Below are 19,866 nucleotides of genomic sequence, written 5' to 3'. Positions count from 1 at the left end.
GCAAAGCGGACAGGCAGGGTTCGCGACACTACAAGGCTTCCGGCTTGGGCTCCCCTATCGACGTGCCGACCGCATCCAACATGTCTCGTCCCACGAGAATGGGCGCCTGAAAGTGAATCGCCAAAGCAATGGAGTCTGAGGACCGGCTGTCGAAGACCTTTTCCTGTCCCTGAAACGCCACGGTTAAACTTCCGTAATACGTTCCTGCCTTGAGCGTAATCACGGTCCGGACCACACGACCGCCGAGCGACTCGAGAATGGTATGCATCAGGTCGTGGGAAAGCGGGCGGGGCAATTTCTCACCGGTCAACGCCGCTTGAATGGAGGCGGCCACCGTGTGATCGACAAAGATGGGGATACTCTTTCCGTCCGCCGAAAGCAGGACCACGGGGCCATGGTCGGAGAGCCGGACACGCACATCGCTGATGGTCACAGTGGGAGAACCGCCGGCCTCGCCGGCACCGGCTTTGGGATCGGAAACGGGCAGCGCCAGCACCAGTGAGAGGAGTGGAAACACCAACCAGCACCGTGTTATCGCGCTCATGGTTCCCTCCTGTGGTTCACATGGGAGCTGCTATGAGCCCCCGCTGCTACCACACTGTGGAAAAGTCAATTCTTGCCTAATACATCCCGGACAGCTCGCATGCCATGGCAGCGTCAGAATCGCCAGCAGGATGCGCAAAAAGGCCGTCCAGCAAGGCCGCAGCGAGCGAAGAGGTGAATCGTACTCTGCGCCGTACGGTGAGCCTCTGAACGAAGCGAGAACGCCGCTGGTGGACTTTTTCCGCGTCCTGCTAGGCTCGCACAAAGGAATTGGTCTCTCGCTCCCTACCAATTTCCGTCTCGGGCCCGTGCCCGGTCACCACGGCGGTCTGTTCGTCGAGTGTGTACAATCGTTCCCGGATCGACTGTTCGATGGCATTGAAATCTCCGCCCCAGAGATCGGTGCGGCCGATGGATCCGCGAAACAAGGTGTCCCCGGCCAGCACCACCTTCGCAGCAGGAAAGTGAAAACACATGGACCCGGGCGTATGCCCGGGCGTGTGCAACGCGATCCCTTCCAACTCGCCGACCGCCAACCGCTCTTCATCCTTCAACCAATAATCCGGCGGTGGCGCCGGGACATAAGGCACCCCGAACATGCGGCACTGCATCTCCAGGATGTCCCAGAGAGGAAGATCATCGGGATGCAGGCAGAGCGCGGCGCCGGTTGCCTGCTTCATCGCCCCAGATGCGAGAAAGTGATCAAAATGCGCATGCGTGTGCACAATGCTCACCACCGTCAATCCCATCGCGCGGACTTCCTGCAGAATGCGCTCCGGCGCCCCGCCCGGATCGACCACAATCGCTTGTTTGGTGATCGGATCTCCGATGATCGAGCAGTTACAACCGAGCGGTGGAACGGAAAAGGTCTTGCGAATCATGCACACTCCTCAATGAACCACACGAGCACCACGACCCACCAGCTCCTGCTATCGGCGGCCGGAAGGATTCTGGTCCGGCTGCGCAACCCACAGCACTTCGGTATCGTAAATCTCCCAACGCCCCTGTCGGCGCACGAACCAGAACAGGAATCCGGCACCGGTCGCATTAGGCCGCTGATTCGCGACATAGAGCAGGGCCTGGTCGCCCCGCAACGTCAGTCCCACACGAGAGAAGGCCAGCCGGTCGAGGATTTCGAGCGCATCCCCGTCACCCTCCCCCTCAACCCGCCAGGCAACGGGAAGAACCGGCACCGCAGCTTCCGTGTCCGGTACGCCCTCGCCGGAAACGAACCGGTAACGCACACCGAAGGCAAAGCGGGCATCCAATCGAGCGGGTCGCTGTGCCTTGGCCACGAAATCCCGAATGAGATCCTTGGGCAGACGACCGTCAAAAAATTCCTGCTCGGCAAACCAGGCCGCCGTCGGCAACTGCGGCTCCTCCGGATGCAGGCGGATCGCCGTCATCCGTTCGATAATGACCAGCCTGGTGCGAGAGGTCAGGAACTTCTCCTCGACGGCAAGGTCATAGAACGGATACTCCTCAGCCGGTACAGGCTGCGGCTGCTCCGCCTCCGGTGCGGCGGCGGAAAAAACGATCGCCGCCTCAGGCCGCAGCAGCGCCAGACCGACCACTACAATCACCTTGCACCAGAACGCCATGACCACAGAATAGCCGCTTGTTTCGTGACGGGTCAAACCGGCGGGAACATGAATGAAGATGGACAAGGGGGGCCAAACTCTGGTATTGGTCTGAGGGTCTTACCCAAACTATGATCAAGCCTCCCCAGCGATCGCTCGCACCTCTCTTCGGCCTCGCAGTACTATCGTGGTGTGTCGGATGCGCACCCGATGAGTCGCCCTTTCGCCAGGAAAACGAAAACCTTCGCAAGCAACTGGCAAAGCAGGAATCGGTCTTGAATTCACTGCAGGACGGCAACAAGGTCATGCAGCAGCAGATCGATCTGCTGAACCAGGAATTGCGGGACGCCAAGAAGCAGGCGGAGCATGCTCAAGCCGAAGCGAAGGCACTGCAGGCGGAAGCTAAGGCGCTCGGGACGAAACTCGACTCCCAACTGGCCGAGTCGAAAAAACTGTCGGGAGAAATTCAGCGAACGGCCGCAAAGGCGGCCCAGGCCACGGACAATATCCGCGTCGAAGAGAAGGGGGCGCAAATCGAGGACATCCCGCGCCCGCTCTCCGCAGTCGGAAAAGCCGCCGAGGAGGCCTTGGCGCGTAACGGCTATCGCGTGAAAGTCAGCGTCAAGACCGACCAGAAAACGATCTACGTCACCGAACGCAAGGTCACCACCCCGACCTCGCTGGAAACCTCAGGCTCGCGCAATCAGTATGTGGTGTCGCTCCAAGCCATGCCGTCCAACGTCACCCGCCTGAGCGTGAAAGCCGACTTTGAGCGCCTGGCGCAGGGCGGTCGCATCCTGGCGGTGGATGCGGAGGAAACCGCAGAGATCGAACGCCGGCTCATTGCCGAAATCGGAAAAGCCGTCGCCTCGCCGAGTAAATTGTAATGTCTGCCCGTTTCGCCCTATCGGGAATGGCCTCCATTCCACGCTGCGTAGGCCTTGCCATCCTGCTCCTTGCCTCAGCCTGGTCCACCCCGAGTTTCCCGGCTGCCAATCGTGCCCCCAGTCCGCCGCCCTCCGCCGAACTGGCCAAACACCTGACGTCCATCGCCAAACTCACGGCCGGTTCGCCGACGATTCTCATTCCCGAAGGACCGTTTCTGCTGGGCAGCGTCCGCGTGGATGACGATCCCTATGGGATGGGCACACAGTTCGACGATACGGAACTCCCGCAACACCGCGTCTGGATGGACGCCTACGAAATCGACCGCGACGAAATCAGTCTCGGGGAATACTTATCGTATCTATTCGCCCACAAGCTCCACCCGTCGAAAGATCTCCAACATCTCATCTGGCACGTGATCACAGTGCACTCCGTCACCGATGAGACGCTGGCCCAGTGGCCGGCGCTCTACGTGACCTGGAAAGAAGCCGATAGCCTCTGCCGCTCATTGGGCAAACGCCTGCCGACCGAAGCGGAATGGGAGAAAGCCGCGCGCGGGCCGGACGGAAATCGCTTCCCCTGGGGAGACACCCTCCCCGACAGCACACTGGCCATGTTCGGGCAACATCACGTGCATGAGATCCCGATCCTGGCGCCCGTGAGCAGCGGCGAGGCGGGGAAAAGTTACTATGGCGTTCACCACATGGCGGGGAATGTCGCCGAATGGGTCAACGACTGGTTCGGCTTCGATTATTACGCCTACATGCCGGAACGAAATCCGCCCGGACCGACCAGCGGCCGCTACAAGAGCCTGCGCGGCGGGTCCTGGAAAAGTCGTCCGATCATGCTCAGGACCGCCACCCGCAGCGGCGCGCCGGCCGATCAGCGCTCCGCCACCGTCGGCTTTCGCTGCGCAAAATCGGTGCCCCCTTCAACCACACGGTAATAAGCCACGCCTCCCGAAAACTTTCTCGACAAGCACAAGTCCGCCACAGCCAGACATTCCAGCCCGAACGGAAGGTAGCCGGCATACCCGAGCAGCGGCATCTCGAACAGTTTGAACCGGTGTACGAACGGCACCGCATATTCCCATCGGGCTAGGCTATAAAAGTTCCACATCTCCCAGAACCAGCCGCAGATCAGCGCCGCAGGCGCCGCCACCCAGAGCGTCTGCCAATCGCCATGCGCGGTCTCGCTGAATATCGTCGGCTCATCACGAATCAATTGCAGCGACGTGATCAGCAACAGCGGCGCCACCCACACCAGCGAGAAGAGATAGTCCGGCCATAGACCGATACCAAAGAGGCCGACGGCCGAACCGATCAAGAGCCCCCATCCCCAGCTCATACGATTCTTGAATTCGAGCGTCACAAACCGATCCAGCGCCGCAGAGCATCGAGGTGAAGCGGTCAAGCATTCTGCCGTACCAAGCACCGCAGGCAGCACCGTCGAGAAGGGCAGCGTCGCGCGCACCAGATACTCCCATTCGGTCAACTCTCCTCCACCGACGTAGTGCCAGTTCTGAACGAAGCGATTCAGATATTCGAAGAACCACCAGAAGGCGGCGCTGAGCGGAAAGAGCGACAGGAAATAGCGCGGACGATGCAGCAGCATGCAACGGCCGGTGCGACGATACGTCAGCGCATTCACCAGCACGATGTAGCCCAACCAGAGCGGGGCGAAGGTGTGGGGCTGAAGTGAGTGCATCCACTCGAATCGGGTCCAGGCCAGGCACCAGATGCCCAGAGTCCAGAACAACGCGAGCCAGCCCCACCAGGGAAAGCGGCCCAGGGACGCGCGGCGCTCGTGAAACGTAACACGTGAAACGTGACTCGGATCGGCCGTTGCCGGCAAGCCAGGTCGCTGCGTCCGCAAAACGTACGACCAAAACGGGGCAAGTATCCCGATGATCACTGCTGCCAGCACCGTGAAGATCGGCCAGGAAAAGGGCTCGTGGGCAACAAACTGCGTCGTCGGTGGAAATTCGAGATAAGACGCGACGGGCCTACCAGCCCACCAGACACCGAGTAGCGGCAGTCCAGCGCCAAGCGCCAGGGACCATGAGAGTATGACCCACCGGGATCTCACTTGATCGCCTCTTTTCTGCCGACTTGATCGCCTCTTTTCTGCCGACTTGATCGCCTCTTTTCTGCCGATAGGGACGACCATTTCTACCATGACCGCACCATGAAGCAACCTACCATCACTGTATAGATCTGACACAACGCGACAGGACTGAACACTTCAACCTTCGCTTGCGGGGAATGCTGTGGTAGGTTGGGACGCAGGGAGAACATCCATGCGTCGATTGATCGCTCTCATACCGGCCATGATCATGGTCTCCATCGCCGGCTTGCTGCTGATGCCTACTCTCTCGCAGAGCCGGGGCGGAGGTGGGCAAGTGACCGTCACGCCTACCGCCGATAAGGTCATTGCCTGGTCGGCCGCGGGTGGCGGCGTCGAAGAATCGCTTGAACCTGGCGAGTCCGTCATTACATCCAGTGCGAAGGGCCATACCGGCTTCGTCCAGACCTCGACCAGATTGTTAGGATTTTCTGCCGGCCTTCGGCAGTGGAGGGAGGTGTCGCTCGGAGTCGAAGAGCGGATCGGGCGGCATCAACTACTGCCGTTTCTGATTCTCGCGCACAGCAATCAACAGGTGTATGGATTTCAAGAAACGCGGGGGCACTGGACGACGCTGTCGCTGGGGCCAAACGAGAAGGTCGTCCAGCTACGAGGGCACGGGCACGTGGCCGTCGCCATCACCAACGAACGCGCGCTGGGATTTTCGACCTACACCGGCGGCTTCTTCAATATCGCCTGGACGCCGGAAGAACGCGTCCTGTCGGTCGACGGCAGTCAGAACGGCATGGTCGTCCGGACCTCATCCCGCACCGTCATCTTCAAGTCGCAATCCACCGGATGGACCGAGGTGCGATAGCGACTCGCCGCACACCCCGGCCGCAATCTTACATCCGTCCTTCGTCCAGCTCGATCGCATCGACCCAGGTGGTTGCGGAAGGCAGCGCCGCCACCGGCACACCACGCTTCGTGGCGATGTCCTGCAGACGCCCCTGATACCGCTGCTTCGCCGCGTCATCCTTCGGGCCCCCGGCCAGAAGCCCCTTCGACCATTGCACAATTTCTTCGTCGGAATGCTTGCGGCCGTTGGCCCTCACCCAACCCAACAACTTCTCATCACTCTCACCGGCCAGCACCTGCTGCTCGAAAGCCTTCGGATCGATCTGCAGAAAATCGATCAGATACTTATCGAACCCGACCGTGATGTAATTGTAGTCCTGAATCTTGCCTGCATGCCGCAAGCGAACCTTGTCGATAAACCGCCCCAGATGGGCAATGCCACCGAGGAGGACTTTTGGACTGCGGGGATACTGTTGATCAGACATAAGAGAATTGTCCTTCTTAGGGATGAATGACTTTCAATCCGAGCACATCTTCGAACGGATCATAATCACGATCATTGTGGAGCAGGCTGTACCCCTCCATCAGGCAAAATGTCGCAATGAGGGAATCGATTGTCTTCCGAACTGTTCGCCCGGCAGCACGGAGCCGCCGGTAGTTCAGCGCCGCCTCGACAGCGATTGCGACCGTCCCTGTCTCGAAAACGGCTAACTTCAGCAACTCCTCCTGCACCGCCTCAAACTGCTTGGTATTGGTGATACCTTGCAATACTTCGCATAGGATCAAATCGGTCAGACCAAGGCGTTCGCTCGCCAGCTGAGAGTCCAGCCAGTCAGCATGGGAAGTGCGTGTTCCTCGCAGGTAATCGACCCATACCGTCGTATCGACAATTATCATGAAGCAGCCTTAATCCGACCTTCCCGCATCGCACCGAGATTTCCTTCCCACTCAACTTTTCCACGTAAACGGCGAATACCTTCCTGGCCCTTCACCTTTATCAACAACCGAAGGCCCTCCTCCACCACGGCTTTCTTAGTGGAGAGCCCGGTCGCCTTCATTGCGCGCTGCATCAAGCCATTGTCGATCACGATGTTGGTGCGCATAGAACCTCCGCGGAAGATGTGTACAATTTTCAAAATAATACACACACATTTCAAGAGAAGCAAGCAGAGAGGAAGTCGGTGTTGATGGGGACTGGACGCAGGAAGTCGCTTCGAATAAAAAAATCAGACCTCGGAGAACAGCGGCCTTCACCCGCGTCTATCTGTTAATCCATAAGTATCAGGATAGTCAAAATCGGCAAAATCATCGGTCTTGAATCGGCGAACCAAGTATGTCCGAACTCGGACCTTAACTTTTGAGAGCAGGTCAAACGCACGACGTAGCGACTCAATGCAGTTGTCGGTCGAATTCAAAATATGGCCAAACAAGTGATCTCCCAATGTTGTCATCAACTGTTCCCTAGTTATTGTTGCCCCACTCGAGATACCAGCAGAGGCTAGAGCCGGTTGTACTTTTTCAAGGTGCAAGGCAGAACGAAGATTCCACTGGTTCAGCGCCTCAATATAGTTTTGCTGTGCGATATAAAACTCATAGAGTAAGACTCGCCCATCCTGCTTTTGCAGAAGAAAAGCCAACTCGGGGAGATCTAGAACATTCTTTGTGGTATCAAATTGAGGCGTTGCCGGAATTGAAAGAAATCGTCCAGGATTGTTCAGCTCAGTTTCCACATAATCACGCTGAATGAGAACGATAGTATTGATTTGCTGAAGCAATGCAAACATTAGCCTGTGACCTGCTGTAAGCGCATTCTTATGCTCCAAGGAGCGCTGAAACCGCCGTTGCAACATGTATGCAAGCATGGCACCAATAAGTGCACCAACGAGCGTGGAGAATCCATTGGCTAGCGCGTCAGGAGTGAACGGTTTAATGATGTCGGCAAACTCATGGAATGGTGGAACCTCCACGATTGCACCGACGGATTCCGTAGATGCTGGCACAGATATATCCGATTGGACTAAGGGTGCGACAACATTATTTTTGGCTGAAGAGGGCGGCAATGTGGTTTCAGCCATTCGGGAACCTGACAACTGAGAAATGGTCGTAAGAGACGTGGGCATTCTACGTTGTTGAGATCGGCGGGTCTACCTGAAGGGAAACGCATAGACCAGACCTCAGCTAGGCTGCAAAGCTGGGAGGATTTCACGTAGGCCTGCTTTCGCGGACTTGTTCGCTCGCAAATACCTCTCCACGCCTGCCGCCATCCTGCGCCCTTCGCAACGGCCCTGACAATCAGAGGGATAGCGGGTATACCGCAGCCCAATCACTTTTGGCAATCGGTGATCTAGTACTCAACGCACCACTTGCGTACGCCCGATGAAGCGCCTCTTCCAGCCATGCAAGCCGTTGAACCGACGTAGCAGAAAGTGTCGCCACGAGCAGGATTTGGTCGTATTAGTCCGATCGGACGACTGGCTGTTCATGTCGAGCGGCTTTGCTAAGCGTCAATTTGAAATATAGGTTAGACGAGGGCTCTGGCGAGGGTACCGGCGAAGTATGCCTAGGCAGCCCAGGCCGCTCAAAGAGCCTATCCAGCGAGGCCGCAGCGAGCGAGAATCCGAGGCGTACCGTTTCGGTACGTTGAGGGTTTGAGCGAAGCGAGAACGACGCTGGGAGGTTTTTTCAGCGGCCAGTTCTTGCTGACTTGTTGGCTTGCAGATACTTATCGACGCCTGCTGCCATCTTGCGCCCTTCGGCGATGGCCCAGACGATGAGGGAGGCGCCGCGCTTGGTGTCGCCGCCGGCAAAGACGCCGTCGAGGTTGGTCATGAAGTTGTCGTCCACGGTGACGCAACCGCGCGCATCGTAGGTGACGCCGAGGCTGTCGAGGAAACCGTTTCTGACCGGGCCCGTGAAGCCCATGGCGAGCAACACGAGGTCCGCATCCAATTCAAAGTCGGTATTCGGCATCGGGACGAACTTGCCGCCTTCGAACTTGACCCGATTGGCATGCAGCTTGGTAACGTGGCCGTTGTGGCCGGTAAACTTGGTCGTGGAGACGCTCCACTGGCGGTCGCAACCTTCTTCGTGCGCATGCGACGTGCGAAGTTGCATGGGCCAGAGCGGCCAGGGGGTGGAACTCGACCGCGACGGGGGCGGCTCCGGTAACACTTCAAACTGGTGCGCTTCGCTGCAACCCTGGCGATGCGCGGTTCCCAGACAATCGGACCCGGTATCGCCACCACCGATGATAATGACCCGTTTGCCTTTGGCGGTGATCGGTTCCTCGGAGACGGAAATGCCCGCCGTTCGCTTATTTTGTTGGGTCAGATACTCCATGGCGAAATGGATGCCCTTGAGTTCCCGACCGGGGACCGGCAGGTCACGCGCCATCTCGGCACCCATGGTCAACCCGACGGCATCGAACTGCTGGCGCAACTGCTCACCGGTGATATCTTTCCCCACGGTGACGCCGGTCTTGAACTCCACCCCTTCGGCCTTCATCTGCTCGAGCCGCCGGTCGATCACCCACTTTTCCATTTTGAAATCGGGAATCCCGTAGCGCAGCAACCCGCCGATGCGATCGGATTTCTCGAACACCGTCACCGTGTGTCCCGCCCGCGCCAGTTGCTGCGCAGCCGCCAGACCGGCGGGTCCCGATCCGATGATCGCGATGGTCTTGCCCGTTTTTCTGACCGGCATGGCCGGTTCGACCAGGCCTTCGTTGAAGCCACGGTCGATGATGTTCCATTCGAGCACACGGATCGACACGGGATCGCTGTTGATCCCCAATACGCAGGCCCCTTCGCAGGGTGCGGGGCAGAGCCGACCGGTGAACTCAGGAAAGTTATTCGTGGTGTGCAGGGCTTTGAGCGCATCTTTCCAGCGCCCGCGGTAGACGAGATCGTTCCACTCAGGGATCAGGTTCACGACCGGACAACCGGTATTGCCCTGACAAAACGGCACACCGCAATCCATGCAACGGGCGCCCTGGACCTTGAGCTTGTCCTCGGCGATCGGCTCGTACATTTCCTTCCAATCGAGCACACGCAACTCGACCGGTTTCCGCTTCGGTCCCTCACGCGCGTATTTTAGAAAGCCTTTTGGATCACCCATCGCGTATTCGTCTCTCGCTTGTATTACTTGGCTACTTTAGCCGCCGCCGCTTTCCGTTCGGCCAGCACACGTTTGTAGTCGATCGGCATCACCTTCACGAACTTCGGCAGAATCGCATCCCAACCATCCAGGATACGCTTAGCATTCCGGCTGCCGGTATACATGAAGTGGGAGGTGATCATGTCGTGCAGCAACTTCTTATCGTCGTCGCTCGTGACCTGCTCCAACTCCACCATGCCCAGGTTGCAGCGCGACTGGAATTTATCCAGTTCGTTCAGCACAAACGCCACGCCGCCGGACATACCCGCGGCGAAATTCCTGCCCGTGCGGCCCAATACCGCCACCACTCCGCCGGTCATGTATTCGCAGCCATGGTCGCCGGTGCCTTCGACGACGGCCCGCACGCCGCTGTTTCGGACCGCGAACCGTTCCCCGGCCATGCCGTAGAAATAGGCTTCGCCCTGCGTTCCACCGTACAGCGAGGTATTGCCGACGAGTATCGTTTCTTCCGGCGTGTAAATCGCGTTCTTCGGCGGGAAGACGATAATCTTGCCACCCGAGAGGCCCTTGCCGATGTAATCGTTCGACTCACCTTCCAGCACCAGCGTGATGCCGCGCGAGAGAAACGCTCCGAACGATTGGCCGGCTGATCCATTAAACTTGATCGTGATCGTGTCGGCAGGCAACCCTTCCAACCCGTATTTCTTTGCGATCTGACTGGAGAGCATCGTCCCGACCGTGCGATTCAAATTCCTGATCGGCAGTTCGAGCATGACCTTTTCGCCGCGATCGATCGCCGGTCGGCACTGCTCGATAAGCTTCCGATCCAAAATGTCCGCAATGCCGTGATCCTGCTTCTGTACGCAATAGCGAGACACCTCTGGACCGACTTCCGGCATCTTGAGCAGCGGCGTCAGATCCAAGCCCTTGGCCTTCCAATGTTCGACGGCCTTGTGAATCTTCAGTTTGTCCACGCGGCCGACCATTTCATTGATGGTCCGGAATCCCAGCTTGGCCATGATCTGCCGCAACTCTTCGGCGATGAAGAAGAAGAAATTAACGACATGCTCCGGCTGGCCGGTGAACTTTTTACGCAACACCGGATCCTGGGTCGCAATGCCGACTGGGCAGGTATTGAGGTGGCACTTCCGCATCATGATGCAGCCTTCGATGATGAGCGGGGCCGTCGCAAACCCATACTCTTCGGCGCCCAGGAGCGCGGCGATGGCAACATCGCGTCCGGTCTTCATCTGGCCGTCGGTTTCGACCCGGATCCGGCCGCGCAGGTCGTTGAGGACCAGCGTCTGATGCGTTTCCGCCAATCCCAGCTCCCAGGGTACCCCAGCATACTTGATGGACGAGAGCGGAGAAGCCCCGGTTCCGCCGGAGTCGCCGCTGATCAGGACCTTGTCCGCATGGGCCTTCGCTACGCCGGCGGCTACTGTGCCGACTCCGACTTCGGACACCAGCTTGACCGAGACGGCGGCCTCGGAGTTGGCATTCTTCAAGTCGAAGATCAGCTGCGCCAGGTCTTCGATGGAGTAAATGTCATGGTGCGGCGGCGGAGAAATGAGCTGCACGCCCGGCGTTGAATACCGCAGACGCGCGATGTTCTCATCGACCTTATGACCGGGCAGCTGTCCGCCTTCACCCGGCTTGGCTCCCTGCGCCATCTTGATTTGCAGTTCCTTGGCATTCACGAGGTAGTGGCTCGTGACTCCGAACCGCGCCGACGCCACCTGCTTGATGTAGCTGTTTCTGGAATCGCCGTTCGGCAGCGGCGTGAACCGTTCGGGATCTTCGCCGCCTTCGCCGGTGTTGCTCTTCGCGCCCAGCCGGTTCATCGCGATGGCCAGCGTCTCATGGGCTTCTTTGCTGATCGACCCGAACGACATGGCACCGGTCGTGAATCGCTTCACGATGTCCTTCGCCGGCTCCACCTCATCGAGCGGAATCGCCTCAGGCTGGAACTTGAACTCTAGCAAGCCGCGCAGGTTCGACCGGCGCCTGCTTTCATCGTTCACCAGCTGCGAAAACTCGGCGAACGTCTTCGGATCGTTGTTCCTGGTCGCATGCTGCAACTTATAGATGGTGTCCGGATTCCAATTATGGTGCTCGCCCTGGATGCGATAGTGAATCTCGCCGCCGAAATCCAACTGCCGGATCGGGGCCGGCTCGTAGGCCACGCGATGCCGTCGCAACGTCTCTTCACCGATCTCCCGGATGCTGATGCCTTCGATCCGCGACGGCGTGCCGGTGAAATAGCGGTCGATCAATTCGTGATTGAGTCCGATCGCTTCGAAAATCTGCGCGCCACAATAGGATTGGACCGTGGAGATGCCCATCTTCGAGAAGATCTTGAGCAAGCCTTTGTTAATGGCTTTGATGAACTTGCCTTCCGCCGTCGGCGCGTCGAGCCCTTCGGGGAAATAGCCGTCACGCTCCAAGTCCACCAGCGACTCGAACACCAGGTAGGGATTCACCGTCCCGGCTCCGAAACCGATCAGGCAAGCGAAGTGATGGACATCGCGCGGCTCGCCGGTTTCCACCGTCAGGCCCACTTCGGTCCTCGTGCATTCCCGCACCAGGTGATGGTGCACCGCCGCCACACCGAGCAGACTCGGAATCGGCGCGTAGTCCGCATTGACCCCGCGATCGCTGAGGATGAGGAATTTGTACCCCTCGCGAATCGCCTGCGAGGCCTGGCGGCAGAGATCGTCAACCGCCGCGCCTAACCCTTCCGGGCCTTCGGCGACGCGGAACAACATCTTCAGCGTCTTGCTCTTAAAATTGGGGTCGTTAATCTCGCGGATCTTCTGCAGATCGGCGTTCGTCAGGATCGGCTGCTTCACCCGGATGCGCCGGCAGGATTCCGGATGTTCATCCATCAGATTAGGCTTGGGCCCGATGCTGGTCGTGAGCGACATCACGAGCTCTTCGCGGATCGGATCGATCGGCGGATTCGTGACCTGCGCAAAGAGTTGCTTGAAGTATTTGAACAGCAGTTGCGGCCGATCCGACAACACCGCCAGCGGCGTGTCCGTGCCCATCGACGAGATCGCCTCCTGCCCCTCCACCACCATCGGGGTGATGACCATCTTCAGTTCTTCGACGGTGTAGCCGAACGCCTGCTGGCGCTGCCGGATCGTGGCATGATCCGGCTGCGGCACGTTGATCGGATCCGGCAACTCATCGAGCGAAATCCGATACTGAGCCACCCAGGAGCGATAGGGCTTGCGACGCACGATATCGGCTTTGACTTCTTCGTCGTCGATAATGCGGCCTTGCACGGTGTCCACGAGGAACATCCGTCCCGGCATCAAACGGCCCTTCTGCCGAATCCGCTGCGGGTCCATCGGAAGCACGCCCGCTTCGGACGCCAGCACCACCAGACCGTCGGTAGTCACCTGATAACGACAGGGACGGAGCCCATTTCGATCCAGCGTGGCGCCGATCAGCTTGCCGTCGGTGAAACACACGGCAGCCGGTCCGTCCCAGGGTTCCTGCATGGCGGCGTGGTACTCGTAGAATCCACGGCGATCCAGGTCCATCTGCGGATTGGCGACCCAGGGTTCGGGAATCAACATCATCATCGCGTGCGGCAGCGACCGCCCGCCGAGCACCAGAAATTCGAGCGCGTTGTCCAAACAGGCCGAATCGCTCTGGTTCTCGTACACGATGGGAAACAGTTTCTGCAGGTCCTCGCCGAACAGTTCAGTGTTCAGCCGCCCCTGTCGAGCGCGCATCCAATTCACGTTGCCCTTCAACGTGTTGATTTCACCGTTGTGGCAAATGTAGCGATAGGGATGGGCCAGCGGCCAGGTCGGGAAGGTATTCGTGCTGAAGCGCGAGTGCACGAGGGCCAGGCCGCTCGTCACGCTGCTGTCGGTCAGGTCTTGATAGTACTGGGGAATCTGATGCGGCAGTAACAGGCCCTTATACACGATGGTGCTGCTGGACAGACTGGGGATATAGAAGTACTCACGCCCTTCGATGGCGGATTCCCGCACCGCCCGCTCCGCGCACTTCCGGATCACATACAGGCGTCGCTCGAATTCGTCGTCGGTGAAAATCCCGCGCGCAATGAACACCTGCCGCATGAACGGTTCGGTCGTGCGGGCCAGCTCGCCGATCGCGTCGCTCTTGACCGGCACGTCGCGCCAGCCGAGGAGCTTGGCGTTGGCATCCTTGATGACGCGGTTGAACACCGTCTCGCACTGCGCACGGGCATCGGCATCGGGCGGCAGAAACACCATGCCCACGCCATATTCACCTGCTCCGGGCAGCTTGATCCCGCAGTCTTTTGCCGCGCGCTTAAAAAACTCATGCGGCACTTGAAGGAGAATGCCTGCGCCGTCGCCGGTGCAGGGATCGCACCCTTGCGCCCCTCGATGAGTCAGGCTCTCCAAGACCTGCAGGCCCTGCTGCACGATCTGATGTGTGCGCTGGCCCTTGATATCGACGACAAACCCGACCCCGCACGCATCTTTTTCGTGCTGAGGATCATATAACCCTTGTTTGGGAGGAAGCCCTGGTACATTCATGACACGTTTTTCTCGTCAAGCTGGAAGGCAATTACCTGGAGAACAGACTCCCCTCTCGGGGACGTTGAAGCTGTCGCACGACCACGGTGACTGCTACCATTCGTTCGGGGAATTCAGCGAGGAGTCACCTTACTGGATGGGGCTGGAAACTGTCAAGAGAACGACCACGCGATCGACGCGAGAAACGCATCGGCAGGAGCTTGACTTAGTGGAGTTTCCTGCCCTACTATCCGCTCCATGTCGAACGGACCGACCACCCTCACGCTCCACAGCATGGCCGATGTGTGGGACGTGTATCGCGAAGAACTGGAGGGGGTCGAAGAACAGATCCGGAAAAATCTCGACTCCAGCGTCGCCCTCGTCAACACCGTCGCCGCCCATATCCTGAACAGCGGCGGCAAACGCGTCCGTCCCCTCTTCGTGCTCCTCAGCGCCCATCTCTGCGGATACGCCGGCCAGGACCATCAAGCCCTCGGGAGCCTGGTCGAATTCATCCATACCGCCACCCTGCTGCACGACGACGTCGTCGATGACGCCGACCTGCGCCGGGGCCGCCGGACCGCGAGCAAAGTCTGGGGCAACCAAATCAGTATTCTCGTGGGCGACTATCTCTATTCGCGCGCGATCTGTCAGATCGTCGATTTCCGCAATCAAGGCATCAACGAGGCGCTCTCGGAAGCCTGCCGTAAAATGGCCGAAGGCGAGGTGCTGCAGCTGTATTACAACGGCAATCCGCTGATGCCGGAGTCGGAATATCTCCGCATCATCGAACATAAGACCGCCGGACTGATTGCGGCATCCTGTAAAATCGGCGCGATCGTCGGTGGCGCCACGGAAGAGTTACAAGAAGCGCTGTTCCGGTTCGGGCAGCGGCTGGGCATTGCATTCCAACTGGCGGACGATACGCTGGACTATACCGCCAACGGTGAACACCTGGGCAAAACACTCGGGCAGGACCTGCGGCAAGGCAAAGCGACCCTGCCGCTGCTGCACCTCCTGCAGCACTGCTCAGAGCCGGATCGGCAGCTGATCAAGGATCGCATGGAGACTCGCACCCTCACGGACGAGGAACTCCGCCGTATCGTCGGCTTGATGCAGGAGTATGGGTCCATCGCCTACGCCATGGAGCGGGCACACGCGTTCGTCGCCGCAGCCAAACGCGATCTCGACCTGTTCCACGACAACACCGCCAAGCGCGCCCTGGCCATCGCCGCCGATTACATGGTGACTCGCGACCGCTGAGTTGCCGCCGCCCGGCTTCACAACGCCCACGCTCTGCTGACAGCGCGTACTCGTTCAGCGACACACCCGGCTCACCGCCGGGCGAACAGGACCACACCGCACCCACGAGAGAAAAGGATAGGAACCCGCATGGCACACGTCATTCCCTTTCACGGTACACTTTACAATCCTGCGACCGTCGGCGACGTCCGCCAGGTGGTGGCACCTCCCTATGACATTATCGACGCATCGTTGCAGAAGACCTTGCATGATCGCCATCCGAACAACGTCATCCGCCTGGAACTCGGCTATGAACAGCCTGGCGATACTACCGGCAACAACAAGTACCTCCGCGCCGCGGGCGCCCTTAAGGAGTGGCTCAAGTCCGGCGCCTTGCGTCGGGACGACAAGCCGGCCATCTACTACCACACCATCGAATACCAGCCGCCTTATTCAGCCCCCGGCACCCCGACGAAGGTCTTCAAAGGTTTTCTCTCCACCGTGGAGTTGGAAGAGTTCGGGTCCGGCAAGATCTACCCGCACGAGAATACACGCGCCGCAGCCAAGACCGACCGGCTCAATTTGCTCGAAGCCTGCCGCGCAAACTTCAGTGCGATCATTTCGCTCTATTCGGATCCGCAGAACGACGTGCTTACGTTGATCGAGCGGTCCATCGCCTCCGACAAACCACGCATCGACTTTCAGGACGACGTGGGGTTCCGCCAGCGGCTGTGGAGCGTGACTGATCCGGCGGTGCTCGCCAAGGTCGTCGAGATCATGCACACGAAACAGCTCTTCATCGCCGACGGCCATCATCGCTATGAAACGGCGCTCAATTATCGCCGCGCGCGACGCCAGCAAGCCGATGCCCCGTCTGGCCCCCAGCCTTACGACAATGTCCTCATGCTGTTCGCCAGCCTTGAGGACAAGGGCCTGACCGTGTTGCCGACGCACCGTGTGCTCACAACCGGCGTCCCGGCCCCGAAAGATTTGTTGCGCATGCTCGATCCCGTCTTCGAAGTCACGACACTGCCCTTTCAGGCCGGCAATGAGGCCCAGGTGCGGGGGCAATTTATCGAAACCCTGCGCAGCCGCGGGCAGTCCGTGCCGATGTTCGGGCTGGCGCTGAAGAACGATCCGCAGTACTACCTGTTGACCTTGCGAGAAGCCCAACGCCCGTCGGCCTCCGCCTCCCCGCGCGACCGGCTCGATGTGTCCCTGTTGCAACAGCATGTGGTCACTACGCTCTGTCCCACCCAGCAGGAGCAGGAAGCGATGCTGTATTCGAAAGACGATCACGAGGCGCTGAATTGGGTGCGCCAGGGGACCGGCACCGCCGCCTTACTGCTGAACCCGACCAAGGTCGCCGAAGTGAAGGCCGTAGCCTCGGCGGGCGAGCGGATGCCGCACAAGTCGACCTACTTCTTCCCCAAGCCGCTCACCGGTTTGGTCATGAATGTGATGGAAGGGTAACTGCGAAGTGCGAATGGCTGATCGCCGCTAGCAAGTCGCGATACCGATGAAGGCCAAGGTTCTCATAGTCGACGACGACCAGGACATCGTCACGATGTTGCAGGATCGTCTGGACGCGGGCGGCTATAAGACGCTGACGGCCTCCGACGGCCTGCGCGGCATCGAGCTCATCGAGCAGGAATCCCCGAACCTGGTGCTGCTGGACCTCTATCTGCCCCGCCTCAAGGGCATGGACGTGCTCAAACGCATGGCCCAGAACAAGCAGTCCGAGGACATCCCCGTCATCGTCATGACCGCCGCCGGCACCATTCCCGACGCCGTGGAAGCCATGCGCCATGGGGCCTACGACTTCTTGACGAAGCCGCTCGAAAAAGACCATCTCCTGATCGTGATTCAAAAAGCGCTGGAGCGGGACTCCCTGAAGCGGCAGGTGGCCGCCCTTCAATCGGACGTGCAGAACCGGTATGCCACCATCGTCGGCGACAGCCCGAAGATCCAGACCATCATCGAATCCGCGCGTCGCGCCGCCAACTCGGACGCCAGCATTCTCCTCCTCGGGGAAAGCGGCACCGGCAAGGAACTCTTCGCGCGCTCCATCCATCAATGGAGTCCGCGCCAGAGCATGCCCATGGTCGTCATCAATTGTGTGGCGCTCACGGAAACGCTGCTCGAAAACGAACTGTTCGGTCACGAGCGCGGCGCCTTCACCGGCGCCGACCGGCTTCAAAAGGGCAAGCTCGAAATGGCCGAGGGCGGAACGGTGTTTCTCGACGAAATCGGGGACATGCCGTTGCCGCTGCAGGCCAAGCTCCTGCGCGTGCTGCAAGACAAGGAATTTCAACGGGTCGGCGGCACACGCTCGGTCTCCGTCAACATTCGCTTCGTCGCAGCGACCAACAAGGATCTCAAGCAGGCCGTCAAGGCGGGGCAGTTCCGGGAAGATCTCTTTTTCCGGCTCAACGTCGTCAGCTTTACGCTCCCGCCGTTACGGGAACGGAGCGAAGATATCGTGCGGCTGGCCGAGTTCTTCCTCAAGCGCCATGCCTATGAAGCCAAACGTCCCGGAGTCTCGCTGAGCCCGGCGGCGCGCGCCGCGCTGACCCATTATCCCTGGCCCGGCAACATCCGCGAACTCGATAACGTCCTCTCACGCGCCGTAGTGCTCAGTCCCAGCGACGTCATCGAACCTGAATTTCTGGCCCTATCTCCCGACGACGCAGCCGGAAAGGGAAGTTCAGAGCACGGTCTTCCCTACCTGAACCTCACGTACCATGAGTCCATGGAAGCGCACAGTGCCTATATCATTGAGCGGGCATTGGAAAAAGCGGCGGGGAATCAGACAAAAGCAGCGGAGTTTCTAGACCTGCAGCGAACCTACCTTGCGCGACTGATTAAGCAGCGAAAGTCCACTCCAGACGAGTAACCAGGCAGGATGGGCAACACGACCGTCAGCTTCGTTCTCGCAAGACACTGCCGCCTCACCGTCTCGGCGGCGTTCACAAACGTGACGCGCTTTATTTTTCGCGTCGTGAACCTCCGAAGCTCAACGTACCGCAAGGGTACGCCTCGCCTCCTCGCATTGCTGCGGCCTTGCTGAACGGCCTTTTTGAGCCTCCGGCTACACGGAAGAAGCGGTCCTTCGTCTCGCGTCCGAAAATAGAGACGATAGCTGTGGGACTTGGAGCCTACCGTACAGATCTCCTCCTACCGCCGCGGTCCACACACTCTCGCCCCCAACGAAATACGTTTCACGTGTTATTTTTCACGCTTCACGGGTGTCCCGTGAGACACACCATCGGACGTTCTGGAGGTGAGATTCAGCAACCCGGCTGCCGCATCCCGTTCTGCTTGCGCATACCGTTCAGGCGTGCCGACATCGCTCCAATAGCCGCTGAAGTCGTACCCGACGATCCGTTCCCCTTCTTGAATGCCGCGCACATAGGCGTCGATGATCGAGGATTCTTTCCCCACCGGTACCTCACGCAAAAGACGCGGATGCAGAATATGGATGCCGGCGAACATGCGACCGGTCGTTGGTAGCGTCTCCGTACGGCCGCGCCCGGTGATCCGCACCACTTCACCCCGGTCCGTCACCTCGACCAACCCCCACCGCGCGGCTTCGGGGTCCTGTCGCAGCACCAGGGTCGCCGCAGCCTGCTGCGCCACATGAAACGCGATCAATGCGCCGAGATCCAGCTCGAACAGCGTGTCGCCGTTGAGAATCAACACGGGCTCACCGTGAAAGTGCGGCTCCGCCTGCTTGATCCCGCCGCCGGTGCCGAGAATCACCGGCTCATGCGAATAGAGGAGTCGCATCCCGAACGCCGAGCCGTCACCCAGCGCCTGCTGAATCATTGCGCCCAAATGATGGAGATTGATCACCACCTCGCGAATGCCATGACGCTTCAGGAGGAGCAGATTCCAGACGATCATCGGCGTGCCGGCCACCGGAAGGAGCGGTTTCGGCGTCACGTCGGTGAGGGGCCTCAGGCGAGTACCGAGGCCTGCAGCGAGGATCATGGCGTTCATGTGCAGCACACGTGAAAGGTGAACCGTGAAAGATGAAGCGTGAAAGGTGAACC

Annotated in this window: 17 protein-coding genes; 6 read left to right on the top strand and 11 right to left on the bottom strand. The window is 59.4% G+C overall.

Annotated elements, in window-relative coordinates; all coding sequences use genetic code 11:
- Positions 1 to 28: 28 nt before the first annotated feature.
- From H8K11_16235 to H8K11_16225, 3 genes are all read right to left on the bottom strand, one after another.
- Positions 29 to 544 carry a bifunctional nuclease family protein gene (locus H8K11_16235; GenBank protein ID MCS6265301.1) on the bottom strand — a complete coding sequence of 172 codons (516 nt, stop codon included), beginning with the start codon at positions 542 to 544 and terminating at the stop codon, positions 29 to 31.
- A gap of 250 nt (positions 545 to 794) precedes the next feature.
- On the bottom strand, positions 795 to 1,424 hold the full coding sequence (locus H8K11_16230) for an MBL fold metallo-hydrolase (GenBank protein ID MCS6265300.1): 630 nt from the start codon (positions 1,422 to 1,424) through the stop codon (positions 795 to 797).
- 48 nt (positions 1,425 to 1,472) lie between these two features.
- Entirely contained in the window at positions 1,473 to 2,144 is a 672-nt protein-coding gene (locus tag H8K11_16225; GenBank protein MCS6265299.1) for a hypothetical protein, read from the bottom strand.
- A gap of 254 nt (positions 2,145 to 2,398) precedes the next feature.
- Between H8K11_16225 and H8K11_16220 the strand changes: the two genes are divergently transcribed.
- Together H8K11_16220 and H8K11_16215 are read left to right on the top strand one after the other, a co-directional pair.
- Entirely contained in the window at positions 2,399 to 3,010 is a 612-nt protein-coding gene (locus tag H8K11_16220; protein ID MCS6265298.1) for a hypothetical protein, read from the top strand.
- Complete coding sequence (locus H8K11_16215) at positions 3,010 to 3,954, top strand: SUMF1/EgtB/PvdO family nonheme iron enzyme (protein MCS6265297.1); 945 nt, start codon at positions 3,010 to 3,012, stop codon at positions 3,952 to 3,954. The genes H8K11_16220 and H8K11_16215 overlap by 1 nt, the downstream gene beginning before the upstream one ends.
- Here the strand turns inward: H8K11_16215 and H8K11_16210 are convergent.
- On the bottom strand, positions 3,891 to 5,096 hold the full coding sequence (locus H8K11_16210; protein ID MCS6265296.1) for a hypothetical protein: 1,206 nt from the start codon (positions 5,094 to 5,096) through the stop codon (positions 3,891 to 3,893). The genes H8K11_16215 and H8K11_16210 overlap by 64 nt on opposite strands.
- Before the next feature lie 211 nt (positions 5,097 to 5,307).
- Here H8K11_16210 and H8K11_16205 point away from each other — a divergent pair, with 211 nt between their 5' ends.
- The gene (locus H8K11_16205) at positions 5,308 to 5,949 is read left to right on the top strand and encodes a hypothetical protein (protein MCS6265295.1); all 642 of its coding nucleotides are present in this window, start codon (positions 5,308 to 5,310) and stop codon (positions 5,947 to 5,949) included.
- Between the two features lie 28 nt (positions 5,950 to 5,977).
- Here the strand turns inward: H8K11_16205 and H8K11_16200 are convergent, their stop codons facing one another.
- From H8K11_16200 to gltB, 6 genes are all read right to left on the bottom strand, one after another.
- On the bottom strand, positions 5,978 to 6,415 hold the full coding sequence (locus H8K11_16200) for a DUF5069 domain-containing protein (protein ID MCS6265294.1): 438 nt from the start codon (positions 6,413 to 6,415) through the stop codon (positions 5,978 to 5,980).
- A 16-nt stretch (positions 6,416 to 6,431) separates the two neighbouring features.
- Entirely contained in the window at positions 6,432 to 6,827 is a 396-nt protein-coding gene (locus tag H8K11_16195; protein MCS6265293.1) for a PIN domain nuclease, read from the bottom strand.
- Positions 6,824 to 7,033, bottom strand: a complete 210-nt coding sequence (locus H8K11_16190) for a type II toxin-antitoxin system VapB family antitoxin (protein ID MCS6265292.1) — start codon at positions 7,031 to 7,033, stop codon at positions 6,824 to 6,826. Before H8K11_16190 ends, H8K11_16195 begins: the two co-directional genes overlap by 4 nt.
- A gap of 147 nt (positions 7,034 to 7,180) precedes the next feature.
- Positions 7,181 to 8,005 carry a hypothetical protein gene (locus tag H8K11_16185; GenBank protein ID MCS6265291.1) on the bottom strand — a complete coding sequence of 275 codons (825 nt, stop codon included), beginning with the start codon at positions 8,003 to 8,005 and terminating at the stop codon, positions 7,181 to 7,183.
- 607 nt (positions 8,006 to 8,612) lie between these two features.
- On the bottom strand, positions 8,613 to 10,046 hold the full coding sequence (locus tag H8K11_16180; GenBank protein ID MCS6265290.1) for a glutamate synthase subunit beta: 1,434 nt from the start codon (positions 10,044 to 10,046) through the stop codon (positions 8,613 to 8,615).
- A gap of 23 nt (positions 10,047 to 10,069) precedes the next feature.
- Positions 10,070 to 14,590 (bottom strand): glutamate synthase large subunit, encoded by a 4,521-nt coding sequence (gltB, locus tag H8K11_16175; protein ID MCS6265289.1) that lies wholly within the window; start codon positions 14,588 to 14,590, stop codon positions 10,070 to 10,072.
- Positions 14,591 to 14,827: 237 nt separating this feature from the next.
- Between gltB and H8K11_16170 the strand changes: the two genes are divergently transcribed.
- The 3 genes from H8K11_16170 (at position 14,828) to H8K11_16160 (ending at position 18,707) form a co-directional block, all read left to right on the top strand.
- The gene (locus H8K11_16170; protein ID MCS6265288.1) at positions 14,828 to 15,832 is read left to right on the top strand and encodes a polyprenyl synthetase family protein; all 1,005 of its coding nucleotides are present in this window, start codon (positions 14,828 to 14,830) and stop codon (positions 15,830 to 15,832) included.
- Between the two features lie 129 nt (positions 15,833 to 15,961).
- Entirely contained in the window at positions 15,962 to 17,284 is a 1,323-nt protein-coding gene (locus H8K11_16165) for a DUF1015 domain-containing protein (protein MCS6265287.1), read from the top strand.
- A 46-nt stretch (positions 17,285 to 17,330) separates the two neighbouring features.
- Positions 17,331 to 18,707: a sigma-54-dependent Fis family transcriptional regulator gene (locus H8K11_16160; GenBank protein MCS6265286.1), complete on the top strand. Its 1,377-nt coding sequence runs from the start codon at positions 17,331 to 17,333 to the stop codon at positions 18,705 to 18,707.
- A 332-nt stretch (positions 18,708 to 19,039) separates the two neighbouring features.
- Here the strand turns inward: H8K11_16160 and H8K11_16155 are convergent, their stop codons facing one another.
- A complete protein-coding gene (locus tag H8K11_16155) occupies positions 19,040 to 19,813 on the bottom strand; it encodes an NDP-sugar synthase (GenBank protein MCS6265285.1) in 774 nt (257 codons plus the stop codon).
- Positions 19,814 to 19,866 lie beyond the last annotated feature (53 nt).

Origin of the sequence: Nitrospira sp. (assembly GCA_024998565.1) — a bacterium.
GTDB lineage: Bacteria > Nitrospirota > Nitrospiria > Nitrospirales > Nitrospiraceae > Nitrospira_A.
This window is presented reverse-complemented; position numbering and strand designations above follow the sequence as displayed.

Bases quoted from the DNA above. Each gene is read 5' to 3' on its own strand.
- H8K11_16235 (MCS6265301.1), bottom strand. From the start codon at position 544: ATGAGCGCGATAACACGGTGCTGGTTGGTGTTTCCACTCCTCTCACTG.
- H8K11_16180 (MCS6265290.1), bottom strand. From the start codon at position 10,046: ATGGGTGATCCAAAAGGCTTTCTAAAATACGCGCGTGAGGGACCGAAG.
- H8K11_16195 (MCS6265293.1), bottom strand. From the start codon at position 6,827: ATGATAATTGTCGATACGACGGTATGGGTCGATTACCTGCGAGGAACA.
- H8K11_16225 (MCS6265299.1), bottom strand. From the start codon at position 2,144: ATGGCGTTCTGGTGCAAGGTGATTGTAGTGGTCGGTCTGGCGCTGCTG.
- H8K11_16205 (MCS6265295.1), top strand. From the start codon at position 5,308: ATGCGTCGATTGATCGCTCTCATACCGGCCATGATCATGGTCTCCATC.
- H8K11_16215 (MCS6265297.1), top strand. From the start codon at position 3,010: ATGTCTGCCCGTTTCGCCCTATCGGGAATGGCCTCCATTCCACGCTGC.
- gltB (MCS6265289.1), bottom strand. From the start codon at position 14,590: ATGAATGTACCAGGGCTTCCTCCCAAACAAGGGTTATATGATCCTCAG.
- H8K11_16165 (MCS6265287.1), top strand. From the start codon at position 15,962: ATGGCACACGTCATTCCCTTTCACGGTACACTTTACAATCCTGCGACC.
- H8K11_16160 (MCS6265286.1), top strand. From the start codon at position 17,331: ATGAAGGCCAAGGTTCTCATAGTCGACGACGACCAGGACATCGTCACG.
- H8K11_16155 (MCS6265285.1), bottom strand. From the start codon at position 19,813: ATGAACGCCATGATCCTCGCTGCAGGCCTCGGTACTCGCCTGAGGCCC.
- H8K11_16190 (MCS6265292.1), bottom strand. From the start codon at position 7,033: ATGCGCACCAACATCGTGATCGACAATGGCTTGATGCAGCGCGCAATG.
- H8K11_16170 (MCS6265288.1), top strand. From the start codon at position 14,828: ATGTCGAACGGACCGACCACCCTCACGCTCCACAGCATGGCCGATGTG.
- H8K11_16185 (MCS6265291.1), bottom strand. From the start codon at position 8,005: ATGGCTGAAACCACATTGCCGCCCTCTTCAGCCAAAAATAATGTTGTC.
- H8K11_16200 (MCS6265294.1), bottom strand. From the start codon at position 6,415: ATGTCTGATCAACAGTATCCCCGCAGTCCAAAAGTCCTCCTCGGTGGC.
- H8K11_16230 (MCS6265300.1), bottom strand. From the start codon at position 1,424: ATGATTCGCAAGACCTTTTCCGTTCCACCGCTCGGTTGTAACTGCTCG.